The organism is Shewanella sp. HL-SH8 (assembly GCF_051165765.1).
GTDB lineage: Bacteria > Pseudomonadota > Gammaproteobacteria > Enterobacterales > Shewanellaceae > Shewanella > Shewanella glacialimarina.
In genome coordinates, this window is record NZ_CP195039.1 from 2,749,953 (window position 1) to 2,773,995 (window position 24,043).

The window sequence follows — 24,043 nt, forward strand, 5'->3', positions numbered from 1 at the left end:
TATTGAGGTGTTATGCGTATTTTGTTAGTTGAAGACGATAAGATGATTGGCGAAGCGATGCAAAGCGCGTTAAAAGATATGGCGTATGCCGTTGATTGGGTTGTCGATGGTGACGCTGCACTACTCAGCTTATCATGCCAACCATACGATGTAGTGTTACTTGATCTGGGCTTACCCAAGATTGATGGTTTACAGGTAATGCAACAAATTCGTAGTTTTTATCACGATATTGCGGTGATTATTATCACCGCAAGAGACAGCCTGGACGACAAAATAAAAGGGCTGGACTTTGGTGCGGATGATTACTTAACCAAACCGTTTAATATTGCGGAATTGCTGGCCCGGATCCGTGCAGTGTCTAGGCGAAACTCGCATCAACCTAATCCGGAATTAACCAATCATATTATTTGGTTGAACCCGGCAACTCACGAAGCTAGAACGGCGACTCAATGTAATATTTTGTTATCTAATCGAGAGTTTTCTTTACTACATACTTTGTTGCTACGTCCTGGTTCAATTCATTCAAAAAGTAATTTAGAAGATAGTATTTATGGATGGGGCGAAGAAGTTGAAAGCAATGCTGTTGAATTTATTATCCATTGCCTTAGAAAAAAATTAGGTTCAGACACGATTAAAAATGTCAGAGGTGTAGGATGGATGGTATCAAAAATCGTCAATATAACTCGTTAAAAAACCGTCTATCTTACTGGATTTCTTCTGCTATTTTATTTGTGGCTATTATTGCCGCCAGCTTTACCTTTACTTCAGCCTTTGAAGAAGCTCACGAATTACAAGATGACGTTTTACTGCAAATGGCAACATTATTTGATCGTTATTCATTAAGTATCAATAATGGCATTTCGGCAGCATCACCACCGTCATCACTTGAATTTAAGGTGACCGTTCAGTTATTAGGCTATCCACCATCGGTAGGTGATTTAGCGCTTCCAGGAGATTTATCAGATGGATTTCACACCGTTATATTACCGACACATTCTGTGCGCGTATTTGTAAAAACTCTAGCGTTAACAGAACGTATTGCCATAATTCAAGATACTGCCATACGCGATGAAATAGCCTATGAAACAGCCCTCCACACTCTGATGCCTTTATTGGTATTAATTCCCATATTGCTCCTTTTACTGAGCTATATATTACAAAAAATATTTACCCCTATACGAACGCTTGCGGATGAAGTGAATAATCAATCTGAACATAATTTCAGCCTTATTTCAACACAGCAACTGCCAAACGAGATAGTGCCATTTGTTGAAGCAATCAATGGCTTACTAACCAAAAACCGTCAAGTTATTGCCAACCAAAAACGCTTTATAGCAGACGCTGCACACGAGTTACGCTCACCTATTACCGTGCTGTCACTACAAGCACAGCGGCTTGAACAAAACCCATTGAATGACGATGCACGTCAAAAACTATCGGCACTTCAAGCGGGGATTGAACGCAGTATTCATTTGTTAGAACAGCTGCTTTCTCTGGCCCGCCAACAAGGCGCGATTACGGAACAACCACAAATAATCTCTTTAAAAGCAGTCTTTATTGGCGTTATTGAAGATTTATACCCGCTTATTGAAGCTAAAAGTATTGATATTGGCTTTAACCAAGATAATGATGCCCAGATAATCGGCTCAGTGATAACACTTAAAACATTAATTCAAAACTTAATTGATAACGCGATTCGATATAGCCCCATAGATGGAAAAATTGATTTAAACATTGTTGAAACGTCTCAATATATTCGCTTCACTATACGAGATACCGGGCCGGGCATTAGTGCAGATGAATTACCTAAGGTGTTTGACCCCTTTTATCGAGTATTAGGTAGTGGTGAGCAAGGTTCAGGACTGGGATTAGCCATTGTGGCCAATATTCTTCAGCAGATGAACGCAAGAATCACCCTTTCTGCGGCGGCAAGTCCTACTGATCTAGCCGCAAGTTTAGATAACAACACAGGCTTACTTGTCGAAGTGACTTTTGACAAACCATATCTTTAACAACCAAGTGGTTAATTTTCGTAATATAAATTCATTTTTATTCACTCAACAATCTTCATCAACATCATTCACAATACTTCAAAAATAACGCATCCACCGCAGTAAAATCGATGATTCATTAATGAATTATCGAATTCACTAAACATTCTTTAATATATGGCTTTACATCGAGACGTATAATCATTAAAAAGACGAATTTAATGAGCTTTAATCAAAAATAATGCTTGGCTAGTGAATAAAATGCTGTCAAAGTACCAAACAGATAAAGATTAAATAATGTTGTTGGAGTCGTATTATGTGTTCAATATTCTCAATTTTAGATATCAAATCAGATGCAAGTGAACTTCGCCAGGTGGCACTTGAAATGTCAAAACTGCTGCGCCACCGTGGCCCAGACTGGTCAGGCATTTATGCAGATGAGCATGCGATTCTTGCCCACGAGCGTTTAGCGATTGTTGATGTTGACCATGGCGCCCAGCCGCTTATTAGCCAGGATGGCAACATCATATTAGCGGTCAATGGTGAAATTTATAACCACAAGCAACTGAAAGCTGATTTAGGTGATAAATATCAATATCAAACCAACTCTGACTGTGAAGTGATTTTATCTTTATACCAAGAATACGGTTGTGACTTTTTAGATAAACTTAACGGCATCTTTGCGTTTGTGTTGTATGACAAAGCCAAGCAAACTTATTTAGTCGGCCGTGATCACATGGGTATTATTCCGCTATACACAGGCTTTGATACTGCGGGTAACTTCTACATAGCCTCAGAAATGAAAGCACTTATGCCTGTATGTAAAACCGTGGCAGAGTTTTTACCGGGGCAGTATTTATATTCAGCTGATGGTCAACCAACGCAATATTATGTCCGTGACTGGATGGAATATGATGCAGTAAAAGATAACCCCGCCAGTATTGATGACTTACGTGAAGCCTTAGAAGCGGCAGTTAAACGTCAATTAATGTCAGACGTACCCTACGGCGTATTGTTATCTGGTGGGTTAGATTCATCGGTTGTGTCAGCGATTACCCAAACCTATGCAAAACATCGTATTGAAAACGATGGTGAAACCGGCGCCTGGTGGCCACAGCTTCACTCATTTGCGGTTGGCTTAGCGGAATCACCCGATTTGGTAGCGGCGCAAAAAGTGGCCGATGCCATTGGCACCATTCATCACCCAATTGTGTATACATTCCAAGAAGGGTTAGATGCCATTAAAGAAGTGATTTATCACTTAGAAACATACGATGTCACCACAATTCGTTCAGCGACGCCTATGTATCTAATGGCACGAAAAATTAAAGCCATGGGCATTAAAATGGTGTTGTCTGGTGAAGGTGCTGATGAATTATTTGGTGGTTACTTATACTTTCATAAAGCCCCTAACGCGCAGGCATTTCACGAGGAATTAGTGCGCAAGTTAGACAAACTGCATTTATTCGATTGTTTACGCGCCAACAAAGCCATGGCAGCATGGGGACTTGAAGCCCGAGTACCTTTCTTAGATAAAGAGTTTATGGATGTGGCTATGCGCATTAATCCAGAAGCGAAAATGTCTAAAGATGGCCGCATCGAAAAACACATTCTGCGTCAGGCATTTGAACATAAATTGCCAAAAGAAGTGGCGTGGCGTCAAAAAGAACAGTTCAGTGATGGCGTAGGCTACTCTTGGATTGATGGCTTGAAAGAACATGCGGGTAAACATGTTGATGATGTGCAATTGGCAAACGCAAAATTCCGTTTCCCTTACAACACACCAGAAACCAAAGAAGCTTATTTTTACCGTTGTTTCTTTGAAGAGTTCTACCCGTTACCAAGTGCAGCTGAAACCGTACCAGGTGGCAAATCAGTTGCCTGCTCTACCCCAGAAGCGTTGGCATGGGATGAAAGTTTGCGCGGCATTATCGATCCATCGGGACGCGCAGTGCGTAACGTACACGCCAGCAGCTACCAGTAATCTGCTATTTGGATTCTTGATTTGAACTTTAACAATACCTAAACGCCCGTGACTTATGTCACGGGCGTTTTTTTATTCTGCTAGTTCATATCTGTTAGGTTGATAATCGTTTAGTTCTTATTTCAAATACTGGAAGTAGCCTATATGCAAACACTTCTGCAACACGCCGCAAGCACATCCATGTAGGCTCTACGCCAGTTTGAAAGTGATCATGATGATTACCATACGTTTACTTTGGTTCAACAGACGATAAGATGCTAACAGTGAAGTCAGGTTGTTTTATAAACATCTTACCTTCGTAATTACAGCTTCTGTCAAATTAGTCATAACAATCATTATTTAAAGGGAGTGTCGGATCATGAAAATGGAAGTTCAACACAAATTTGAAAGCTACCCAGAGCAGATAAAGCCGTTATTAGTTAATCTGCGGCAGCTTATTTTAGACATTGCCAGTCAACATCATTTAGGCGAAGTTGAAGAAACACTAAAATGGGGCGAACCGAGTTATGCAGTTAAAAATGGTAGCCCGATAAGAATTGACTGGAAACCTAAATACCCCGAGCTGTATTTCATTTTTTTCAACTGCAACACTAAATTGGTTGATACATTTAGAGAGCTGTATCCAAATGTTATTCAATATCAGGGAAATAGAGCCATAGTATTAAATGTTAATTTTCCGCTTCCAACTAAAGTGATTGAACACTGCATAACGCTGTCACTGCAATACAAAAGTATCAAACATTTACCTTTGCTTGGGGCTTAGTTCAAATTTAACATTAGGCGCTACAAGCTATTCTACGCAAAAATTGTACAACTAAAGCATAACGATAAAGTGAAGGCATACTCATAATAGATTTTAAAGCGCTCTTCCGGCTATGCATTCCCCTGCAAAATGCTACTATCTGAATGCTGGCTAAATCCATTCAACTACCTGAACTTGAAAATAAAGGCTTTTATATGAATCGTGCTAAATCAACCCTAGAGCAATGGCGAATTTTACAAGCTGTGGTTGATCATGGTGGCTATTCCCAGGCGGCCGAACAACTCAATAAAAGCCAGTCATCACTAAACCATGCTGTGGCAAAATTACAGCATCAGTTGGGTATTCAATTATTAGAAGTAAAAGGCCGCAAAGCTTATCTTACCGAACAAGGCGAAGTACTACTGCGCCGATCTCGTCATCTGACACAATCTGTAGATGAACTCGAGCAGCTAGCCACCAACCTTGGCCAAGGGTGGGAGCCCAGTATCACCATAGCCAAAGAGATCATTTATCCGACCGAGAAACTGGTCGATGCGCTTGAAGCCTTTATTCCACTCAGCCGCGGTACCCGAGTGACTGTGCTTGATTCAGTCATTTCTGGTACCCATGACTTAATTAACCAGCAAATGGTTAATATTGCCATTTGTGCCACTCCACCGCGTGCCCATTTAGCACAACCATTATGTGAATGTGATTTTGAATTAGTGTGTCATCCTAACCATCCATTGGCTCAGTTAGACAGTATTGAAGATGAAAAGCAGCTTGCGCAGCATTTGCAGATAGTGATTAAAGATACTGGGTCAAACTCAATCAATGATATTGGTTGGTTAAAAGCTGAGCAGCGTATTACCGTATCAAATTTTCATGAAGCCAAAGTTATTCTAGGTCGCCAACTTGGATTTTGTTGGATACCTAACTTTTTGGTTGAAGATGATGTGAAGCAAGGTAAGTTGCATAAATTAAAACTGCATGGCAGTTATCAGCGCAGAATAACCTTAAATTTAGTTGTGCCGAATAGAGACCGACAAGGCCCTGCATGTCGTTTACTAGAAAGTTTAATTTTATTGCAGCACGAAATAGAAACCAGTCAGCCTTATACTGAAAAAGCTAACGCCTGATCAGATTTATCATACATAAAAAAATTGGTTGAGGATGTGTTGGGAACCGCTTGATTTTGTAGGTAAGCTAAAGTTGCTAGTGGTACTTGAGGTGTTCGCGTATCTTGTGACTCAGCCATCTTTTGACTAAATCGACTTTTTGCATCTGCTGTTGCTGTATTCTTTTCAGCCAATGTGAAAGGGGCTAACTGTGACTGCTGAAATCCATTTTGTTGAGCATCAGTCTGCTTGTAGGTATTAGCTAGTTCATTGATATGCTGAATATCTTCAGCGGGAATAATTTTTTCCTGACGCAATTCAGCCATTTCAGCTTTAGCTTGATTCATTTTTTGTACCGCTTCAGCTGCGACACGAATATCGGCACTAGATGGCTGATTAGGCGCCATTGCAGCGGCATATACCTTTTGCATTTTATTAAATGTCGCTTGTGGATCGCCAGAGACAGCACCTACATCAATTTGAACTTCACCATCAACCGCATAACGTTTACCATCGGGGCCTTTTTCATAAGAAAAAGAAGGACTTTGAGCAAACATTCCACCCACGGCTTTGTGGGCTTGTTCGTGGGTTTTTACCTCAATGTCACGCTTTGATAATTCACTGATTATTTGTTGTTCAGCTTGGGCAACTTTTTGTTGTTGCTGCTCAACTTGATCACTAGCCTGCTGTTGCTGTTGTTCTTGCGCTTGTTGCTGCTGTTTTTGTTGCTCAGCAGCAATGGCTTGTTCTGATGTTGAAGGCTCTTCTGCTTGTTGAGCTTGACCGTTTACTTGAGCGTCTTGCTGACGATTATTAGCATCCTGATTAACAGCGCTCTGACTAACAGCATTTTGACTAAACCCGGTATTAATCTGACTTGGTGGTGTTTTATCTTCAAAAGGATTAATGCGCTCTTTTTCAACGTCTACATTAGACTCGGTTTGTGTTTGCTGTTGAAACAACTGCTGATAATCGGTTTTGGTATTAGTCGGTTCTGTTTCGCTAGGGTCTGCTGTGGCAAAAATATTGACTGCTTGTATTGCATCAACACTAACTGCACTTGTTTGACTCACTTCAGGTTTAGCTATTTGTGCAGGATTAATTGCCGCAATGTGGCTTGCACCTGTGCGCAAATTAAACCCATTAGATGAAATAGTGCTGGGACTGTTAGTTGGGGTAACACTTGGGTTTTGATTCGCTGCAGCGCTACTGGTGTTGATCGGCGATACAGTAGCAAAACTTGCTGTTTTGACGGCCGTTGGCGTCAACACAGGTGATACATTTTGGCTAACAGCTGCTGCAGTTGGGGTAACGGTTGATTTAGTAATTGGCTTAGCTGTTGTAAGTGCCACATTGGCCGCTAAACTGGCGCTTGAAGTCGCACTTGAAGACGGAATGGTTGATGCCGAACTTATTGACGCTAAATTTGTTGAAGCTAGGCTTGAAGCAGAAACGGCGACAACCTGCTTAGATTGACTCGTCGCAGGTTGAAAATTATTGCTTGGTAAGCTTGATTGACGAATGTCCATTTTTCATCACAAGTGAGATAAGTGGTGCTGTGGCGCTAAAGATTCATTAAACGCTCACCGCTCACTTAACTCATTAGGCCTCAATATTGATGATGCTGCCAACCGTTTCGGTGGCGGCTTCTATCACTTTAACTGAGGCCTCGCCCTGCTGCCTTGATTCAACGGCAGAGACTAATGCACTGGTTTTATCTGAGTGTTCAACAGCTTGGCTACTTAATGTTACCGTATCCTGTTGAGCCGCAGGTGCTGTCGGCTTAGGATCGGGTGCAGCAACTGCGGTAGTTGCCTGCGCCAGACCTTGTTGTGAATTTTGTAAACCTTGAACGCCCGATGAATACGCGGATTGAATTTGCATAATACGTCCTCTGATAACCAATAAAACTTAACTCAGTATCGCTCATACTGGCTAAAATGTACAGTATTTAACCGTTTCTATTATCATTTTATCCAGCTATTTTCCCAATCTTTAAACACAGGATTAAAACCTTTTTGTTGCATGGCTGCTATCACCTGTCCAACATTGCGCTGGTCGCTTATTTCAAACTGATCCAACTGACTATCTGGCTGCTGATAACCCCCTGGTTGGGTTGAACTGCCCGCGCTGATATTGGTGATCCCAAGTGGCAGTAGGTTATCCCTAAACTCGGGGGTTTCACGGGTAGACAAACTAATATCAAGCTGATGATTAAACAGTCTAAATGCACAAATCATTTGCACCAAGCCTATATCGGTTAACACGACTTTAGGCTCAATTCCGCCGGTGCATGGCCGTAACCTTGGCAGTGAGATACTGTAGCGGGTTCGCCAATATTGTCGCTCAAGATAATCAAGATGATACCCCATTAATAACGCATCCATACGCCAGTCATCTAACCCTAACAGCACCCCTAATCCGATTTTATCCACCCCAGACTCAGCTACCCTGTCAGGAGTATCGAGACGATAATTAAAATCTTGTTTTTTACCGCGGGTATGATGTTTTGCATAAGTGTGCGCCCGATAGGTTTCTTGATAAACCATTACAGCATCTAACCCTTGAGAAACGAGACGACGGTATTCATCTGTTTCAAGCGGCTGTACTTCCATTGCCACATAACTAAAATGCTGCTTTATTTGCGGTAAAACATGAGCAAAATATTCAATACCGACTTTGGTTTCGTGTTCACCTGAAACTAACAAAACAGAGTCAAATCCACGGGATTTAATGATGGCCACTTCAGCTAAAATTTCATCATCATTTAAGGTTTTACGTTTGATTTTATTACTCATGGTAAAACCACAGTAATCACATTCATTGGCGCACAAATTTGATAAATATAAGGGCAAGTATAACCCTAAGTTAGCCCCAAAACGCTGTCGAGTTAAACGAGCCGACTCCTGTGCCATCTGCTCTATATATGGTTGAGCCGCTGGCGATAACAGCGCCATTAAACTGTTTAGATTGCCACTTGGATACAGTAATGCCCGCTCAACATCTGCTTCTGTAGTGGCGTATAACTTCATTGATAAATCATCAATGTTGAGCTGGCTAAATATTTCAGAGTAGCGCATTAGCCCACCATACTCGAGGTTAAAAACCCCGTTAACGGACTGGTATTATGGGCATTAGCACTAACTACACCCAGGCCTGCTTGATAAGCTTGCCGACCACTTTGGACTGCTTTTTTAAAACAATCGGCCATTAAAACAGGATTAGCGCTACTGGCAATGGCAGTATTGACTAACACAGCATCAGCTCCCATCTCCATTGCACGGCATGCCTGTGAAGGTGCACCGATACCGGCATCAACAATCACTGGCACGCTTGATTGCTCAATAATTATTTTTAAAAAAGCTTCGGTGGCTAAGCCTTGATTACTGCCAATAGGGCTTCCCAGTGGCATAACTGCAGCGCAGCCAACTTCTTCTAAACGACGACATAACACAGGATCAGCATGGATATAGGGCAATACAATAAAGCCTCTCTCACATAGCGTTTGGGCAGCGATTAATGTCTCTATTGGATCGGGCATTAAGTATTTTGGATCAGGATGAATTTCTAGCTTAATCCATTTAGTGCCTAACATTTCAAAGGCTAGTTCGGCGGCAAAAATCGCTTCTTTAGCATTTCTGGCCCCTGCAGTATTAGGCAGTAGTTTTACCCCTAATTGCTGTAACGGACTCAGTAAATCATCTAAGCCATTTTTAAAATCTATTCGCTTCATCGCTAGCGTCACTAACTGTGACTTTGACGCTTCTATAGAGGCCAACATAGTGGCCGAATTAGCAAACTTACCTGTACCAGTGAATAGGCGGGATTCAAATTGATGATCGGCTATCGTTAACATATTACCCTCCCGCTACGGCGGAAAAAAATTCAAGTTGATCATTAGCTTGGCATTGATATTGATGCCACTCGCTGCGTGGAATGATTTGCTGATTCACCACCAGCGCGACACTTCTAGGCTCTATCTGTTTTAGCACTAGCACTTGGGCTAATGAGGTATTGGGCTGAAGATACTGTAGTTCTCCATTGATGTTGATTTCAATCATCACGGCACCTTAACTATTGTGTTTGTTACTGTTAGTGTTCAACAACCTTGCTCATCATTTAGGTCATCAACTTTTGCCATCACTGACAGATACGTTACTGGCAAACATGGCAATGCTTATCAATATTCATTTTGGCTTTTGACCAAGACAGCCTTTTAGCATCAAAACGATGTAAGACCCCGTACTCTATTGGTCGACCGATCATCTGGTTCATACCCGCTAACGCCTGCATCGATGCCATAACCCCAACTGCTGGGCCTAACACCCCTGCTTGGCTACAATTTTGGCTTAATATACTGTCGGACGGATAAACACAGTGATAACAACCGTGAGAGTTAATGCTTAATGCTTGCATCTCAGATGAATTTGACAGAGGTAAATAGGCGAACCATTGGCCTTGATCAGCAGAAATTGATGCACTGATCAGCGGCATTTTATATTCAATCGCGATCCGATTAACTAATTGCCGGGTAGTAAAATTGTCGCTGCAATCAAACAATACGGCTGATGAAAGGCCGCTAACTAATGAACATTTGGGGACAAGGCTGTCAAATAATGCCTGATAGTTACCAGGATTAATAAACACCTGATGGGCGCTTAAATCACAAACCACATTCCTTTGATGTAATTTTTTCATAGCAATACTGGCTTTATTATTCCCTATATCATTAGCATCAAACAATATTTGCCGAGGCAGGTTAGACAACTCGACATCATCACCGTCAATTAGATGAATTATACTCACCCCAGATGCGGCTAAGTATTGCGCCACCAGCTGCCCTAAACCTCCAACGCCGACGATAATAGCGGTGGCATTCATCAAACCTAACTGGCCTTTTTCTGACACATCAGTTAGTAGCATTTGTTTGGAGTACTGAATGTATTCATGATCATTTAAGCTAGTTTTCATATGCCCTCCAAATGCGTTTGGCTAGCGGTAATATCACTATCTTGGTATTGGGCGTGCTCATTAGGCTGAGTTGGCAAAGTCGATTTAGATTTAGATTTAGATTGAAATTGAGAACTAGATTCCGTTTGCTGTGTTGGTTCTGTTTGAAATGACGACTCGGTTAACTGTTGCCATTGCTCACTCAAGTTTTTATAGGCAACAACCGCATCTTTGGCCTGAGTTATTGCCCGCACCACTGCAACATCCTCTACACCAGTTTCGGCAACCTCTTTTAAGCAATCACCATCAATTCCCCCAATAGCAACGGTGGGATAATGACCATTTAGTAACGACACATAACAGGCTAGTTTTGTTAACCCCTGTGGCTTGGATGGCATCTGTTTAGTCGTGGTGGCGAATATATGCCCTAAGGCGATATAGGATGGTTTTAACTGAGTCGCGAGTAGTATTTCAAAGTAACTATGGCTAGATAACCCAAGCGCGATATTATTTGCTGCAAGGGCCGATAAATCTGCAACTAAGGCATCTTCTTGACCTAAATGTACCCCAAATGCACCGTGCTTAAGTGCAAGTTGCCAGTGATCATTAATAAACAATTGGGCATTAAAGTCTCGACCTAGCTGAATAGCACGTTGTATTTGTTGTTCTAACTGCTGTTGTTCTGACTGGTGTTGTTCTAACAGGTATTTAGCGGCAATAGGCGCTGAGGTTTTCGGTTCTGAACTTAACTGCCCTGAACCGTATTTTGCTAACCACATCGCTTTGTGCTGTTCATCAACAAAACTGTGCACCTTGTCATAGGACACTACTTGCATATCTTCCACATCTTGCTTAATCCGCAGTTGCACTGTTTTACAGCCCGCTTTCAATAGCTTCTCTAACATATCTACCGATGACACCACAGGATAAATACCTAGTGGTGTCGACAGTTTTGTGAAATTAATAGTAGCTGTTCTTAATAGCGAGTTATTAACTTGTTGATCAATTCCAAGGGATGGTTTTACCGCTAAAGCAACCTCCTTTGGCGCTGTATCGGTAGCTTTAACATCTACAGCTAACTGTAAAATATGTGGCATTAACTCAAGCGATGTTGGCCAACCGGTTCTGGCTAAACATCCAGACCCTTGACCAAGCTTAATACTGTGCTTAAGACCGTTAGTGACATAGGCTTTAGCTAATACTATGGCATCGTGCAGCACAAAATCCTGTGCCATAAAACTGGCCATTGCAGATGACAAGGTGCAGCCACTGCCATGGTTGTTTACGGTATCAACGCGATCTGAGCTTAATATAAACACGCTGTTGTTATGCTCGGCGCTGCCACCTTCAACATGATGACAAATATAAACATCATGGGCTTTGTCAGCTTGCCATGGCGCATCGCCACCTTTGGCGACAACAGCACACTCAAAATAATCACTCACCCGCTTGGCCATATTAACCATGCAATCAAGCGTCATATTTTGTGTATCAGTTAACTTATGCTGACTGCCACTATCATCTGCCACGTTAGCTTTTGATACTTTAGTTTCTGTCGCATTAGTGTGTATTGCATTAGTTTCTGTCGCGCGAGCATCTATCGCTTCAACAAGGCTGATTAACTCCATCTGATTTGGGGTGATCATATTAATCACTCCTTTAAATGGACTAAAATCTAGCCTGTGCTGATTAAGCTTATCACCGCTGCTGGCCACCATAACAGGGTCGAGGATCACTGCTATGCTTGCCCTACCATCGAGCTCGTTATTAGTACTAGTGCTAAAATTTCGCAACCAATTAGCCAGCTGATTAAGCTGATGTTGATTGGCAAGCAAACCAATTTTAATTGCTTTAGGCGGCATGTCGGTGACTAACGTATTGAGCTGTGCCAGTAACATTCTTTCTGACACAGCCTCAACTAAACTCACCTTTACCGAGTTTTGGGCAGTTAGCGTGGTGATGACACTGCAACCATGGCATTGCAAGTCAGCAATAGTGGCTAAGTCGGCTTGAATACCCGCTCCGCCACCACTGTCTGATCCTGCAATAGTCCACACTATCGGTTTAAGCCCAGCTGACTTTTTAACAGCTGATTGGACAGATTGAATTATTGGCGCCATTACTCAGCAACCTCTGCCACCGATTTTTGATGATACAAGTTAGAACCGGTCGCTTTAAATTCCGCTGACTTTTGTGCCATTTTTGCAGCTATTGTGTCTTTTGACTGAGTAGGTAGCAGATCACCTTGTGCTTGATAGGATTGATAATCAGCTGGCGAAATCACTTCAACATTTTGCAGCGCTTGTTTTTCAAGGTTGGCGGCATATTCACGCACATCTTGAGTGATTTTCATCGAGCAGAATTTAGGGCCACACATAGAGCAAAAATGGGCGACTTTTGCCGACTCCTGCGGTAATGACTCATCGTGATAGGCTCTGGCTGTGTCAGGATCAAGCCCTAGGTTATATTGATCTTCCCATCTAAATTCAAAACGGGCTTTTGATAATGCGTTATCACGTACCTGTGCCCCCGGATGTCCTTTGGCGACATCGGCGGCATGTGCTGCTATCTTGTAAGCTATTAGCCCTTGTTTTACATCTTCTTTGTTCGGTAGACCTAAATGTTCCTTGGGTGTGACATAACACAGCATAGCGACGCCATACCAGGCCATCATTGCCGCACCTATGCCAGAGGTAAAATGATCATAACCCGGTGCAATATCGGTCGTTTGTGGTCCTAAGGTATAAAATGGCGCCTCATCACAAAGTGCTAATTGCTTTTCCATATTGATTTTAATCAACTGCATAGGCACATGGCCAGGGCCTTCTATGATGGTTTGTACATCATATTCCCAGGCAATTTTAACTAGCTCACCTAAGGTCTCTAATTCGGCAAATTGCGCTTCATCATTGGCATCGGCAATCGAACCTGGACGCATACCATCGCCTAATGACAGTGACACGTCATAGGCGGCACAAATCTCACAAATATCTCGAAAGTGCTCATACAAAAAGCTTTCTTTATGATGACTTAAACACCATTTTGCCATTATCGACCCACCACGAGACACCATGCCGGTTAAGCGTTTGGCTGTCATGGGGACATAGCGTAATAACACGCCAGCATGAATGGTAAAGTAATCTACGCCCTGCTCGGCTTGTTCAATCAAGGTATCTCTAAACACTTCCCAAGTAAGATCTTCTGCCACGCCGTTTACTTTCTCTAGCGCTTGATAAATGGGGACTGTGCCAATAGGAACAGGTGAATTACGAATTATCCATTCGCGGGTTTCGTGAATATATCTGCCAGTCGATAAATCCATTACCGTGTCAGCGCCCCAACGTGTCGACCACACCAACTTCTCAACTTCTTCTTCGATGGACGATGTCACCGCTGAGTTACCAATATTGGCGTTCACTTTAACCAAAAAGTTACGCCCAATAATCATAGGCTCTGACTCTGGATGATTAATATTAAGCGGAATAATAGCGCGTCCTCTCGCCACTTCACTGCGGACAAATTCAGGGGTAATTAACTCACCAATCACAGCACCAAAAGCTTCACCCTTAGCTTTTTTTGTTAGCACAGGATCGCTAACCTCTTGCCTTGCCATGTTTTCACGTATAGCAATGTATTCCATTTCAGGAGTAATAATCCCCTGGCGAGCGTAATGCATTTGCGTCACTCGCTTACCCACTTTAGCGCGGCGCGGTGGCACTAGCGCATCAAAGCGTAAATGGTCCAAACCATCGTCAGCTAAACGTTGTTGGGTAAAATGAGAGCTAGCACCATCAAGTGCTTCGGTATCGTCACGCTCTTCAATCCAAGTTTGACGAAGCTTGGCTAAACCCAAGCGCACATTGATTTCAGCATTGGGATCAGAATACGCACCAGCACAATCGTAAACCTTTAACGGAGGATTTTGCTCTGTAAGGGGATTGGTGTCATCACCGCCCAAAATGGTATCGGTTTGATGAATTTGGCGCATGGCTACGTGTAAATCAGCACGGCTACCTTGCAGATAAATTTTCTCAGAATTGGGATGTTGTAATGGTTTTAAGTTATCAATAAAAGCTTGTGCGCTAGCACGGGTTTCGCGACGATTTGACATGAGCAACCTCGAATAAAATGAGAGAAAGTTGCTTGTCTGGAGGAAAGTGTGTTGAGAGCGAGCAATATCGTTAACGCAATTCAAACAATGGTTAGACTCAATTGCTGTCAATAATCAAAAGAGGTAAACACGGGTAAAACTAAGTGGATATGGTAAAACCACTTAAGTTTTACGCATGAATAATCACCAAGGATTATTATGCTTGTTACCTACGCAGGTTTTAGCCTGATCAGGTTCAACGGATCCCGAATTAACGGTCTCAGCCTTAATGGCACTCCGACAAGATTCGGTAAGTATAGCCAGAAATAAACCTCAATAACAAGATGTAATATCTGCATATGTTTTCAAGGTGATCTTTAACCGCCCAAGTTGAGCAATAAAGAAAAATGAATTATTTTTCAATAACTGTCGCAGTCTCCCCACTAACCTAGTTATAATTAGCGGGTTTATGTAAACGCAAAGATGCGTAGAATTTTAGGAGATAATTTCCATGCCAGGTTTTGAATTATTCGGTCCAGAAGAAAAGCAGGAAGTCGCTGACGTAATGGAGAACGGTTTTACCTTCCGTTACAACTTTGACCATATGCGTAATGATCGCTGGAAAACTCGCGACATGGAGCAATTACTCTGTGAGAAGATGAACGTTAAACACGCTCATCTTGTATCAAGTGGTACTGCTGCACTTCAAACTGCTATGGCTGCAGCGGGTGTTGGCGCAGGTGATGAAGTTATTGTACCGCCGTTTACTTTTGTGGCTTCTGTGGAAGCAGTATTTATGGCTGGCGCAATCCCCATTTTTGCTGAAATTGATGAAACCTTATGTTTATCGCCAGAAGGCATTGAAGCGGTTATCACCCCACGCACCAAAGCAGTAAATCTAGTGCAAATGTGTGGCTCTATGGCAAAAATGGATGAAATCAAAGCCGTCTGTAAGAAGCACAACTTGATTATTCTTGAAGATGCTTGCCAGGCCATAGGTGCAAGCTACAAAGGTCAAGCACTAGGCACTATCGGTGATGTCGGTTGTTACTCTTTTGATTCTGTTAAAACCATCACTTGTGGTGAAGGTGGCGCTATTGTCACTAACAATTCAGATATCTACAACCACAGCCATATGTTCTCTGATCATGGCCATGACCACGTTGGCAGTGACCGGGGCGCTGAAGGTCACCCAATAATGGGATTGAACTTCCGTATATCTGAAATGAACGCCGCGATGGGTTTAGCCCAGTTACGTAAGCTAGACAAAATTATTGCGATTCAACGTAAAAACAAAAAGACCATTAAAGATGCGATGGCACAAATTCCAGAAGTGACTTTCCGTGAACTACCTGATCCAGAAGGTGACTCAGCAGGTTTCTTAAGCTTCTTCTTGCCTACAGAAGAGCGCACAATTGAGATAAACAAGAAACTTGCGGCAAACAAGGTCGATGGTTGTTTTTACTGGTATATCAACAACTGGCATTACCTCAAAAATTGGAAACATATTCAGGAGCTTAAAGCCCCTGCTGCGTTACCAATTATGTTAATTGCTGACCGCCCTGACTATACACAAATTAAAACACCAAAATCAGATGCCATTATGAGCCGTACGATTTCGATGTTAATTAAACTGTCTTGGACAGATGAGCAAATTGCAGAGCGTATTGAAAACATCAAACGTGCTTTTGCTTAAATAACTTATCTTCTATCACCTCATTTGAGGTGATAGTACTTTTTACAGTAAATATCTCAACTGGAGAGTGTTGTAATGAGTTTTAAAAATTTTAAATGTGTACCAAAAATGATTTTTGGCCGTGGTTCGTTCGTGCAATTGGACGTGGTATTAGAGCAAGAGCGCAAAGAAGCCGATGATTTTGTGGTATTTCTGGTTGACGACGTACACCAAGAAAAACCATTAGCAGGGCGAGTTCCCAACAAAAGCCAAGACTTAGTCATTTACGTTAACGTAGATGACGAACCTACAACGGTACAAGTTGATGCATTAACAGCACAAGTGAAAGCCTTTAACACTAAGCAACCAGTCAGTGTTGTTGGTTTAGGCGGCGGCTCTACTATGGATTTAGCCAAAGCGGTATCGCTTATGCTGACTAACCCAGGCAGCTCATCTGAATACCAAGGTTGGGATTTAATTAAAAACCCTGCAATTCACCACATTGGTATTCCTACAGTATCCGGTACCGGCGCTGAAGCATCACGTACTGCGGTACTTTGCGGCCCAGTGCGTAAGTTAGGCTTAAATTCTGACTACACTGTGTTTGATCAAATCATTATGGATTCTGAGTTAATTGCAGGTGTCCCAACCGATCAATGGTTCTACACTGGTATGGATTGCTTTATCCACTGTGTTGAGTCTTTACAAGGTACTTACCTGAACGAATTTGCTAAGGCCTTCGCTGAAAAATCGATGGATTTATGTCGCCAAGTTTACCTAGACGATCATCCAGAAAAAGATGACAAGCTAATGATGGCCTCTTACATGGGCGGAATGAGCATTGCTTATAGCCAGGTGGGTGCATGTCATGCGGTGTCTTACGGTTTAGGCTATGTATTAGGCTACCATCACGGTATCGGCAACTGTTTAGCATTTGATGTGTTAGAAGAATTCTATCCAGAAGGTGTGAAAGAATTCCGTAAAATGATGGAAATTCACAACATCACTCTACCGAAAAACATCTGTAAAGACTTACCAGACGAGACTATTGCTAAGATGGTTGCAGTCACTAAGAGCATGGGCCCATTATGGGACAATGTTTACGGTAAAGGCTGGGAAGAAAAAGTTACCGATGAAATGCTGACTAAGCTGTTCCGTCGTATATAATACGTCTAAGTCATTTTGTCATAAGGGCTCAGATGAGCCCTTTTGTTTACCATTAAAATAGGTTTTTATTGATGAATGTTACTCTATTAATTCCAGCTCGTTATGGTTCAAGCCGTTTTCCTGGAAAGCCATTAGCGCCGATTAATGGTAAACCGATGATCCAACACGTTTACGAACGTGCCTCATTAGCCAGAGGATTAGACAATATTTACGTTGCCACTGATGATGTTCGCATTAAAGATGCTGTTGAAGGTTTTGGTGGTAAAGTGGTTATGACTAGCGCTGATGCCGCATCGGGTACCGATCGTATTAATGATGCTATCAGCCAGCTAGGCTTAGCCGATGATGATTTAGTGATTAACCTACAGGGCGATCAACCCTTAATCGACCCTATTTCGATTGAACAAATCATTAGCTTATTTGAACGCCATCCTGGTGAATTTGAAATGGCGACCTTAGGGTTTGAAATCACCGATAAGAAAGAATTAGACGACCCAATGCACGTAAAAATGGTGTTCGATAATGACTTCAACGCACTGTATTTCTCACGCGCACGCATTCCGTTTGGCCGTGACACTAACGACTACCCTGTCTACAAACACTTAGGTGTTTATGCTTACACCCGCTCGTTTTGTTAATGCCTTTGCCCAATTACCACTAGGTAAGTTAGAAGACCTAGAAAAATTAGAGCAACTGCGTGCATTAGAATATGGCTATAAAATAAAAATCGCGATTAGCGCATTCGATTCACCAGAAGTCGATACCCCTGATGATATTCGTAAATGTGAATTACGCTTAGCGGTTGATTAACTAAACCTTGGAGCATCAGTATGGATTTATCAGGTTTTGAAGTGTGGATTATCATTGGTTTAGTGGTGGGTGTTATTGCCAGTAATTTAGCCGTATTAAAGTACAGCGCTAAATTTAAAATGCCACATTTAGGTGATCACAAAGATAAAAGCATTGCTCCAGGTGAAAGCGCAGATAAAAATGCCGATGAACATCAGAATGACAATACAGGCGCTAATGCTGGTATAAATAGTACTGATACAAGCAAAAAAGATAACCCATCAACAAAAGCAGATTAATGCTCACTGGCTGTTGTTAAATCTTTAAAACCAATGTTGTTACTCACATTTAAGGCTTCTCATTTTAATGAAATGAAGCCTTAAATGATTTTGAGTAATTGTTTTTAAATTAGGTTAATACCCTCTAAAAATTCAGTATTCAACCTTAGTTTCGCATAATCCTTAGGAGTAATATGCCCCTTACCGCCACTGATACCAGCTCAAACACAACCCATAAATCATGTACAACAACGACGACAAATTCACCTACAGCAAACCTAATGTCAGACGAAATGCACGCCCGCATTGACCAGTCTGAAGCTCGCGTCATTAAAGCTATTTTTCCGTCTAACACCAATCATCACAACACTTTATTTGGTGGAGATGCATTAGCATGGATGGACGAAACCGCTTTCATTGCTGCGACCCGTTTTTGCAGAAAGTCTTTAGTTACTGTTAGCTCCGACAGAATTGATTTTAAAAAAGCCATTCCAGCAGGCAGTTTAGCCGAATTAGTCGCTAGGGTTATTCATGTGGGTAATACCTCGCTTAAAGTTGAAGTGAATATTTTCGTCGAAAATATGTATGACGACCATCGCGAACATGCGATTAGAGGTGTATTTACTTTTGTTGCTGTGGATGAACAACGCAATCCTACCAAGGTTTGGCCATTAAGCTAACGCACATAGCACATAGCACATAGCACATAGCACATAGCACTCCAATAATAGAAACATCAACTGTATCAATGACCACAAGGATGTCGGTCAAGTTAACGTCAGCTATTTTCCAACCACATCACATTTACACTAATACCTGGCGGGTATTTTTGATGAAATGATGAATTTGATTTTCAACTTTAATATCAATCATCTCTTGGGGGCGGCAGCTATTTGGGCATGGCATATTAGGTGTAGTACCAAATAACCGGCATATTAATGGTCTTTCATCGTAAACCGTACAACCATTTGGCCCTAAATGTACGCAGTTAAACTCATTTAATGCCGCGTCATGCTCAGCATCTGATTTCACTGGTAAACGTGACATTTCTTCTGAGGAGGTGGTAACTGGCCCGCAGCAATCGTGGCAACCTGGTTTACATTCAAACGCCGGAATACGATCGCGTAAATGGTCAACTATCTCTCGGTTATTATTCATAACGGCCTAATATTCTATAATTTGTCGTTATTATAGTGGCATACATACCACATTAGAAGTTGATCTTGGTTCTGGTGAGCTTCAAGCTGATGATCAAGTGTGAGGTTAAATGATTCATTGACCGTAAACAGTATATAAAAAAACCACTGTACCGCGCACCTTAATGCGCAACACAATGGTTTACATTCAAATATTGCCTTTAGATTTGCAATCTAAGCAGCTATTTATGTTTACGCTATATCAAAACGGTCTGCATTCATGACTTTAGACCACGCGGCGATAAAGTCGTCAACAAACTTTTGTTTGTTGTCATCTTGAGCATACACTTCTGCATAACCTCGAAGAATCGAGTTAGAGCCGAATACCAAATCAACCCGCGTTGCAGTCCATTTAACTTTGCCGCTATCTCGCTCACATATTTGATACAGATTTTTGCCTGCTGGTTTCCAGGAATAATTCATATCGGTCAAATTGACGAAGAAGTCGTTAGTTAACGCGCCCTCTTGCTCAGTAAATACCCCGTGTTTGGTATTATCGTGGTTAGTACCAAGTACCCGCATGCCGCCAACTAATACTGTCATTTCGTGGGCGTTTAGCCCCATCAATTGAGTACGGTCTAGCATTAACTCTTCCGCGCTCACGGCATAATCGTTTTTAAGCCAGTTACGATAAGCATCATGAATGGGCTCTAGCACATCAAATGACTCAGTATCGGTCATTTCAGCTGTAGCATCACCCCGACCTGGCGTGAATGGTACTGATACATCACTACCTGCAAGCTTAGCCGCCTTTTCAATACCGACATTACCAGCCAGAACAATGACATCAGCCATGCTTGCACCGCTTTGTTTTGCTATTGGCTGCAATACCGCTATCACTTTAGATAAGCGTGCAGGCTCATTACCCAGCCATTGATTCTGTGGCGCCAAACAAATACGAGCGCCATTAGCACCACCACGAAGATCAGATGACCTAAAGGTTCGCGCACTATCCCATGCTGTGGCGACCATTTCGCTGATTGTTAAATTACTGGCGGCAATCTTGTCTTTAATCGCCTGAATATCGTAGTCAGTTTTACCTGCTGGTACAGGATCTTGCCAAATTAAGGTCTCTTCTGGCACATCAGGGCCAATGTAGCGAGCTTTAGGTCCTAAATCACGGTGGGTTAATTTAAACCAGGCTCTAGCAAACACATCAGAGAAATATGCAGGGTCTTTGGCAAATCGTTCGGTGATTTTACGATACTCAGGATCCATTTTCATGGCCATATCGGCATCGGTCATAATTGGATTACATTTAATCGATGCATCTTCAACGTCAGCAGGTTTGTGCTCGTCTTTTATGTCTACAGGTTCCCACTGCCAGGCGCCTGCGGGGCTTTTCTTAAGCTGCCAATCATAATTGAGTAGCATGTCAAAGTAGCCGTTGTCCCATTGGGTTGGATGAGTTGTCCATGCGCCTTCTATACCGCTGGTGACAGTATCACGGCCTATGCCGCGTTTGGTTTTATTTAACCAGCCAAAACCTTGGTCTTCAATCTCTGCACCTTCAGGCTCAGCGCCTAATAATGAGGCATCGCCATTACCATGGGCTTTACCTACAGTATGACCGCCAGCAGTTAGTGCTACCGTTTCTTCATCATTCATTGCCATGCGGGCAAAGGTTTCACGTACATCTTTAGCTGTTTTAAGTGGATCAGGGTTGCCGTCTACGCCCTCAGGGTTAACATAAATAAGCCCCATCATCACAGCGGCTAACGGATTGGCTAACTCACGGTCTCCTGAGTATCGGCTATTCGCGTTATCAGAAGGTGCTAACCACTCTTTTTCAGCGCCCCAGTAGATATCTTTCTCTGGATGCCAAACGTCTTGACGACCAAAGGCAAAACCAAATGTTTTCAATCCCATAGATTCATAAGCTATGGTGCCTGCATAGGCAATTAAATCGGCCCAACTTAGCTTATTACCGTATTTTTTCTTGATCGGCCAAAGTAGACGGCGTGCTTTATCCAAGTTACCGTTGTCTGGCCATGAATTTATTGGGGCAAAACGTTGATTTCCCGTACTGGCTCCGCCTCGACCATCGGCAATTCGGTATGTTCCTGCAGCGTGCCAAGTCATACGGATCATTAGTCCACCGTAATGGCCCCAATCCGCTGGCCACCATGATTGGCTGTCAGTCATGAGTGCGTGAAGATCTTTTTTGAGAGACTCAACATCGAGCTTTTTAACTTCGTCTTGATAATTGAAATCAAGTCCCATCGGATTGGTTTTGTTGTCGTGTTGATGAAGAATGTCTAGATTTAGCGCTTTAGGCCACCACTCCATATGTGACATATCACTCTGTGTCGCGCCACCGTGCATAACTGGGCATTTACCTGCTGACATTGTGTGTCTCCTATTAGTTACTTAAAAAGGCATTTAATTGTGCTGCGTCAGTAACATTGAAACTCTTCTTTTTAAATCACTTACTTAAACTCACGCACTAACTTAGCAGCTTTATACTTAATAACATGGGGTTAGGATCAAAAAAACCAACCTTTATCAAGTATTAAGCTTAGTTAATGCATTATGAATTTCAATATTTCTCCACTCAACCACCATTTATAGACCATTCAACCGATTAAGATAGCCAATTTAATTAGACCAAAGTCTACTTTTGTTGTAATTTTGCACTGTTGTCGGTTCATTTAGACACAAAGCAATGGAATACCAGATAACTTTTCTGTTACATTGATTTAATCTTCAAGCGCAACAACGAATATAAAAGCCATGAAGCTAGAAAATTTAAGTATCATTATTGCCGACGACCACCCCTTATTTCGTAATGCCTTGCGACAAGCTTTAAGCTTAGCTTTTAATAACACTCAATGGTTTGAAGCTGACAGCGCAGAAGCATTACAAAAATTGATGGACTCAACCGAAGTCCCTGTTGACCTTATTTTGTTAGATTTACAAATGCCGGGATCACATGGGTATTCGACGCTTATCCATTTGCGCAGTCATTACCCTAATATTCCTGTTGTGGTCATTTCCGCACATGAAGACATCAATACCATTAGCCGTGCTATACATTATGGTAGCAGTGGTTTTATCCCGAAATCGTCATCAATGGAAACCTTAGCAGAAGCCCTAAATGCCGTTTTATATGGCGATATTTGGTTGCCCGCTGGCACCCAAATTTTACCAGTAAGTGATGATCCGACAGACCAAATGGCCAGCCGTTTATCTGATTTAACCCCGCAGCAGTACAAAGTATTACAAATGTTTGCCGAAGGATTATTAAATAAGCAGATTGCCTATGACTTTGGTGTGTCAGAAGCGACCATTAAGGCACATGCTACGGCTATTTTTCGTAAACTCGGGGTTCGTAATCGCACGCAAGCGGTTATAGCGTTGCAGCAACTGCTTATGGATAAGGTTAATTTATCTTGATTGAGTTAGCGCTTTTACCCTTTTCTCAAGCGTGTGAAAACAACAAACAACCCATTTTAGATATTATTGCGCCACGGTTAATTAAGCCACTTCATTTATTGGAAGTGGGAACTGGCACAGGTCAACATGCGGTATTTTTTGCCCGTCAATTACCACATATTTGTTGGCAAGCCAGCGACCAAGTCGTTAACTTAAATCATATCAATGCCCGTATTGCGCAGGCTAATATCATTAATTTACCCGCAGCAATTGCTTTAGATGTTAGTCAGCAGTGGCCTAAGCAAATATTTGATGCTATTTATACTGCCAATACCTTGCACATTATGAGTAGCAAGCTAGTTGAAGCTTTTTTTGTCGGTGTCGGGCAAGTAACTAAAGTAAATAGCCAAGTATTTATATACGGGCCATTTAACTATAACGGCCATTTTACCAGCGACAGTAATGCTAATTTTGAACAGTGGCTTAAACAAAATGATCCCTCAAGTGGAATACGAGATATTGAATGGATACTCGAATTAGCCAAAGCACAGCAATTAATGTTAATTGACGACTTTAGTATGCCTGCCAACAACCGTTTATTGCATTTTATCAAGCGATAATTTCCACAGTTGAATAACTTACTTTTTTGAATAAAAAACGTTAACTTACTACACAGCCTTAAAACACC

At 42.1% G+C, this 24,043-nt stretch carries 21 protein-coding genes, 1 pseudogene and 1 riboswitch; of the genes and pseudogenes, 12 read left to right on the plus strand and 10 right to left on the minus strand.

What is annotated here, in order from left to right; all coding sequences use genetic code 11:
• Positions 1-12 precede the first annotated feature (12 nt).
• The 5 genes from ACRWQN_RS12140 (at position 13) to ACRWQN_RS12160 (ending at position 5,856) form a co-directional block, all read left to right on the plus strand.
• Positions 13-690, plus strand: a complete 678-nt coding sequence (locus ACRWQN_RS12140) for a response regulator transcription factor (protein WP_434937982.1) — start codon at positions 13-15, stop codon at positions 688-690.
• On the plus strand, positions 654-2,012 hold the full coding sequence (locus ACRWQN_RS12145; protein WP_434937984.1) for a sensor histidine kinase: 1,359 nt from the start codon (positions 654-656) through the stop codon (positions 2,010-2,012). The genes ACRWQN_RS12140 and ACRWQN_RS12145 overlap by 37 nt, the downstream gene beginning before the upstream one ends.
• A 295-nt stretch (positions 2,013-2,307) precedes the next feature.
• A complete protein-coding gene (gene asnB, locus ACRWQN_RS12150) occupies positions 2,308-3,975 on the plus strand; it encodes an asparagine synthase B (RefSeq protein ID WP_434931747.1) in 1,668 nt (555 codons plus the stop codon).
• Positions 3,976-4,333: 358 nt separating this feature from the next.
• Positions 4,334-4,738 carry a DUF1801 domain-containing protein gene (locus ACRWQN_RS12155; RefSeq protein ID WP_434937986.1) on the plus strand — a complete coding sequence of 135 codons (405 nt, stop codon included), beginning with the start codon at positions 4,334-4,336 and terminating at the stop codon, positions 4,736-4,738.
• A 194-nt stretch (positions 4,739-4,932) separates the two neighbouring features.
• Positions 4,933-5,856: a LysR family transcriptional regulator gene (locus ACRWQN_RS12160; RefSeq protein ID WP_434940651.1), complete on the plus strand. Its 924-nt coding sequence runs from the start codon at positions 4,933-4,935 to the stop codon at positions 5,854-5,856.
• On the opposite strand, the gene ACRWQN_RS12165 is transcribed toward ACRWQN_RS12160, so the two are convergent.
• The 8 genes from ACRWQN_RS12165 to thiC form a co-directional block, all read right to left on the minus strand.
• Positions 5,832-7,364, minus strand: a complete 1,533-nt coding sequence (locus ACRWQN_RS12165) for a putative metalloprotease CJM1_0395 family protein (protein WP_434937988.1) — start codon at positions 7,362-7,364, stop codon at positions 5,832-5,834. The two genes, ACRWQN_RS12160 and ACRWQN_RS12165, sit on opposite strands and share 25 nt — an antisense overlap.
• A 73-nt stretch (positions 7,365-7,437) precedes the next feature.
• On the minus strand, positions 7,438-7,719 hold the full coding sequence (locus tag ACRWQN_RS12170) for a chemotaxis protein (protein ID WP_434937990.1): 282 nt from the start codon (positions 7,717-7,719) through the stop codon (positions 7,438-7,440).
• Positions 7,720-7,802: 83 nt separating this feature from the next.
• The gene (gene thiH / locus ACRWQN_RS12175; protein WP_434937991.1) at positions 7,803-8,915 is read right to left on the minus strand and encodes a 2-iminoacetate synthase ThiH; all 1,113 of its coding nucleotides are present in this window, start codon (positions 8,913-8,915) and stop codon (positions 7,803-7,805) included.
• Positions 8,915-9,691, minus strand: coding sequence for a thiazole synthase (locus ACRWQN_RS12180; protein ID WP_226415400.1), 777 nt, complete (start codon positions 9,689-9,691; stop codon positions 8,915-8,917). Before ACRWQN_RS12180 ends, thiH begins: the two co-directional genes overlap by 1 nt.
• A gap of 1 nt (position 9,692) precedes the next feature.
• On the minus strand, positions 9,693-9,896 hold the full coding sequence (gene thiS, locus ACRWQN_RS12185) for a sulfur carrier protein ThiS (protein WP_434937993.1): 204 nt from the start codon (positions 9,894-9,896) through the stop codon (positions 9,693-9,695).
• Positions 9,897-9,990: 94 nt separating this feature from the next.
• Entirely contained in the window at positions 9,991-10,806 is an 816-nt protein-coding gene (locus ACRWQN_RS12190) for a HesA/MoeB/ThiF family protein (protein ID WP_434937994.1), read from the minus strand.
• A complete protein-coding gene (locus ACRWQN_RS12195) occupies positions 10,803-12,905 on the minus strand; it encodes a bifunctional hydroxymethylpyrimidine kinase/phosphomethylpyrimidine kinase (protein ID WP_434937995.1) in 2,103 nt (700 codons plus the stop codon). The genes ACRWQN_RS12190 and ACRWQN_RS12195 overlap by 4 nt, the downstream gene beginning before the upstream one ends.
• On the minus strand, positions 12,905-14,896 hold the full coding sequence (gene thiC / locus ACRWQN_RS12200; protein ID WP_434937997.1) for a phosphomethylpyrimidine synthase ThiC: 1,992 nt from the start codon (positions 14,894-14,896) through the stop codon (positions 12,905-12,907). The genes ACRWQN_RS12195 and thiC overlap by 1 nt, the downstream gene beginning before the upstream one ends.
• Positions 14,897-15,085: 189 nt before the next feature.
• A riboswitch (TPP riboswitch) is annotated at positions 15,086-15,185 on the minus strand.
• 201 nt (positions 15,186-15,386) lie between these two features.
• On the opposite strand from thiC, the gene kdnA reads away from it, so the two are divergent.
• The 5 genes and pseudogenes from kdnA to ACRWQN_RS12225 all read left to right on the plus strand — a co-directional run bounded on the left by kdnA (position 15,387) and on the right by ACRWQN_RS12225 (position 19,464).
• The gene (gene kdnA / locus ACRWQN_RS12205; RefSeq protein ID WP_434931738.1) at positions 15,387-16,571 is read left to right on the plus strand and encodes an 8-amino-3,8-dideoxy-alpha-D-manno-octulosonate transaminase KdnA; all 1,185 of its coding nucleotides are present in this window, start codon (positions 15,387-15,389) and stop codon (positions 16,569-16,571) included.
• A gap of 75 nt (positions 16,572-16,646) precedes the next feature.
• Positions 16,647-17,717 carry a 3-deoxy-alpha-D-manno-octulosonate 8-oxidase KdnB gene (gene kdnB, locus ACRWQN_RS12210; RefSeq protein WP_434931737.1) on the plus strand — a complete coding sequence of 357 codons (1,071 nt, stop codon included), beginning with the start codon at positions 16,647-16,649 and terminating at the stop codon, positions 17,715-17,717.
• 71 nt (positions 17,718-17,788) lie between these two features.
• Positions 17,789-18,527 (plus strand): annotated as a pseudogene (gene kdsB, locus ACRWQN_RS12215) (8-amino-3,8-dideoxy-manno-octulosonate cytidylyltransferase KdsB).
• Positions 18,528-18,547: 20 nt separating this feature from the next.
• A complete protein-coding gene (locus ACRWQN_RS12220) occupies positions 18,548-18,805 on the plus strand; it encodes a DUF2897 family protein (RefSeq protein WP_434926373.1) in 258 nt (85 codons plus the stop codon).
• 260 nt (positions 18,806-19,065) lie between these two features.
• A complete protein-coding gene (locus ACRWQN_RS12225; protein WP_434926374.1) occupies positions 19,066-19,464 on the plus strand; it encodes an acyl-CoA thioesterase in 399 nt (132 codons plus the stop codon).
• Positions 19,465-19,588: 124 nt separating this feature from the next.
• Here the strand turns inward: ACRWQN_RS12225 and ACRWQN_RS12230 are convergent, their stop codons facing one another.
• The gene (locus tag ACRWQN_RS12230; RefSeq protein ID WP_434937999.1) at positions 19,589-19,942 is read right to left on the minus strand and encodes a YkgJ family cysteine cluster protein; all 354 of its coding nucleotides are present in this window, start codon (positions 19,940-19,942) and stop codon (positions 19,589-19,591) included.
• Between the two features lie 230 nt (positions 19,943-20,172).
• Complete coding sequence (gene katG, locus ACRWQN_RS12235; RefSeq protein ID WP_434938001.1) at positions 20,173-22,329, minus strand: catalase/peroxidase HPI; 2,157 nt, start codon at positions 22,327-22,329, stop codon at positions 20,173-20,175.
• A 384-nt stretch (positions 22,330-22,713) separates the two neighbouring features.
• Here katG and ACRWQN_RS12240 point away from each other — a divergent pair, with 384 nt between their 5' ends.
• Both ACRWQN_RS12240 and ACRWQN_RS12245 read left to right on the plus strand, forming a co-directional pair.
• Positions 22,714-23,376 (plus strand): response regulator transcription factor, encoded by a 663-nt coding sequence (locus tag ACRWQN_RS12240; RefSeq protein WP_226415377.1) that lies wholly within the window; start codon positions 22,714-22,716, stop codon positions 23,374-23,376.
• Complete coding sequence (locus ACRWQN_RS12245) at positions 23,373-23,975, plus strand: DUF938 domain-containing protein (RefSeq protein WP_434938003.1); 603 nt, start codon at positions 23,373-23,375, stop codon at positions 23,973-23,975. Before ACRWQN_RS12240 ends, ACRWQN_RS12245 begins: the two co-directional genes overlap by 4 nt.
• Positions 23,976-24,043: the final 68 nt, after the last annotated feature.

What these genes read in the sequence shown, in the direction of transcription:
- ACRWQN_RS12140 (WP_434937982.1), top strand. Translation starts at nt 13, where the DNA reads ATGCGTATTTTGTTAGTTGAAGACGATAAGATGATTGGCGAAGCGATG.
- ACRWQN_RS12145 (WP_434937984.1), top strand. Translation starts at nt 654, where the DNA reads ATGGATGGTATCAAAAATCGTCAATATAACTCGTTAAAAAACCGTCTA.
- asnB (WP_434931747.1), top strand. Translation starts at nt 2,308, where the DNA reads ATGTGTTCAATATTCTCAATTTTAGATATCAAATCAGATGCAAGTGAA.
- ACRWQN_RS12155 (WP_434937986.1), top strand. Translation starts at nt 4,334, where the DNA reads ATGAAAATGGAAGTTCAACACAAATTTGAAAGCTACCCAGAGCAGATA.
- ACRWQN_RS12160 (WP_434940651.1), top strand. Translation starts at nt 4,933, where the DNA reads ATGAATCGTGCTAAATCAACCCTAGAGCAATGGCGAATTTTACAAGCT.
- ACRWQN_RS12165 (WP_434937988.1), bottom strand. Translation starts at nt 7,364, where the DNA reads ATGGACATTCGTCAATCAAGCTTACCAAGCAATAATTTTCAACCTGCG.
- ACRWQN_RS12170 (WP_434937990.1), bottom strand. Translation starts at nt 7,719, where the DNA reads ATGCAAATTCAATCCGCGTATTCATCGGGCGTTCAAGGTTTACAAAAT.
- thiH (WP_434937991.1), bottom strand. Translation starts at nt 8,915, where the DNA reads ATGCGCTACTCTGAAATATTTAGCCAGCTCAACATTGATGATTTATCA.
- ACRWQN_RS12180 (WP_226415400.1), bottom strand. Translation starts at nt 9,691, where the DNA reads ATGTTAACGATAGCCGATCATCAATTTGAATCCCGCCTATTCACTGGT.
- thiS (WP_434937993.1), bottom strand. Translation starts at nt 9,896, where the DNA reads ATGATTGAAATCAACATCAATGGAGAACTACAGTATCTTCAGCCCAAT.
- ACRWQN_RS12190 (WP_434937994.1), bottom strand. Translation starts at nt 10,806, where the DNA reads ATGAAAACTAGCTTAAATGATCATGAATACATTCAGTACTCCAAACAA.
- ACRWQN_RS12195 (WP_434937995.1), bottom strand. Translation starts at nt 12,905, where the DNA reads ATGGCGCCAATAATTCAATCTGTCCAATCAGCTGTTAAAAAGTCAGCT.
- thiC (WP_434937997.1), bottom strand. Translation starts at nt 14,896, where the DNA reads ATGTCAAATCGTCGCGAAACCCGTGCTAGCGCACAAGCTTTTATTGAT.
- kdnA (WP_434931738.1), top strand. Translation starts at nt 15,387, where the DNA reads ATGCCAGGTTTTGAATTATTCGGTCCAGAAGAAAAGCAGGAAGTCGCT.
- kdnB (WP_434931737.1), top strand. Translation starts at nt 16,647, where the DNA reads ATGAGTTTTAAAAATTTTAAATGTGTACCAAAAATGATTTTTGGCCGT.
- ACRWQN_RS12220 (WP_434926373.1), top strand. Translation starts at nt 18,548, where the DNA reads ATGGATTTATCAGGTTTTGAAGTGTGGATTATCATTGGTTTAGTGGTG.
- ACRWQN_RS12225 (WP_434926374.1), top strand. Translation starts at nt 19,066, where the DNA reads ATGTCAGACGAAATGCACGCCCGCATTGACCAGTCTGAAGCTCGCGTC.
- ACRWQN_RS12230 (WP_434937999.1), bottom strand. Translation starts at nt 19,942, where the DNA reads ATGAATAATAACCGAGAGATAGTTGACCATTTACGCGATCGTATTCCG.
- katG (WP_434938001.1), bottom strand. Translation starts at nt 22,329, where the DNA reads ATGTCAGCAGGTAAATGCCCAGTTATGCACGGTGGCGCGACACAGAGT.
- ACRWQN_RS12240 (WP_226415377.1), top strand. Translation starts at nt 22,714, where the DNA reads ATGAAGCTAGAAAATTTAAGTATCATTATTGCCGACGACCACCCCTTA.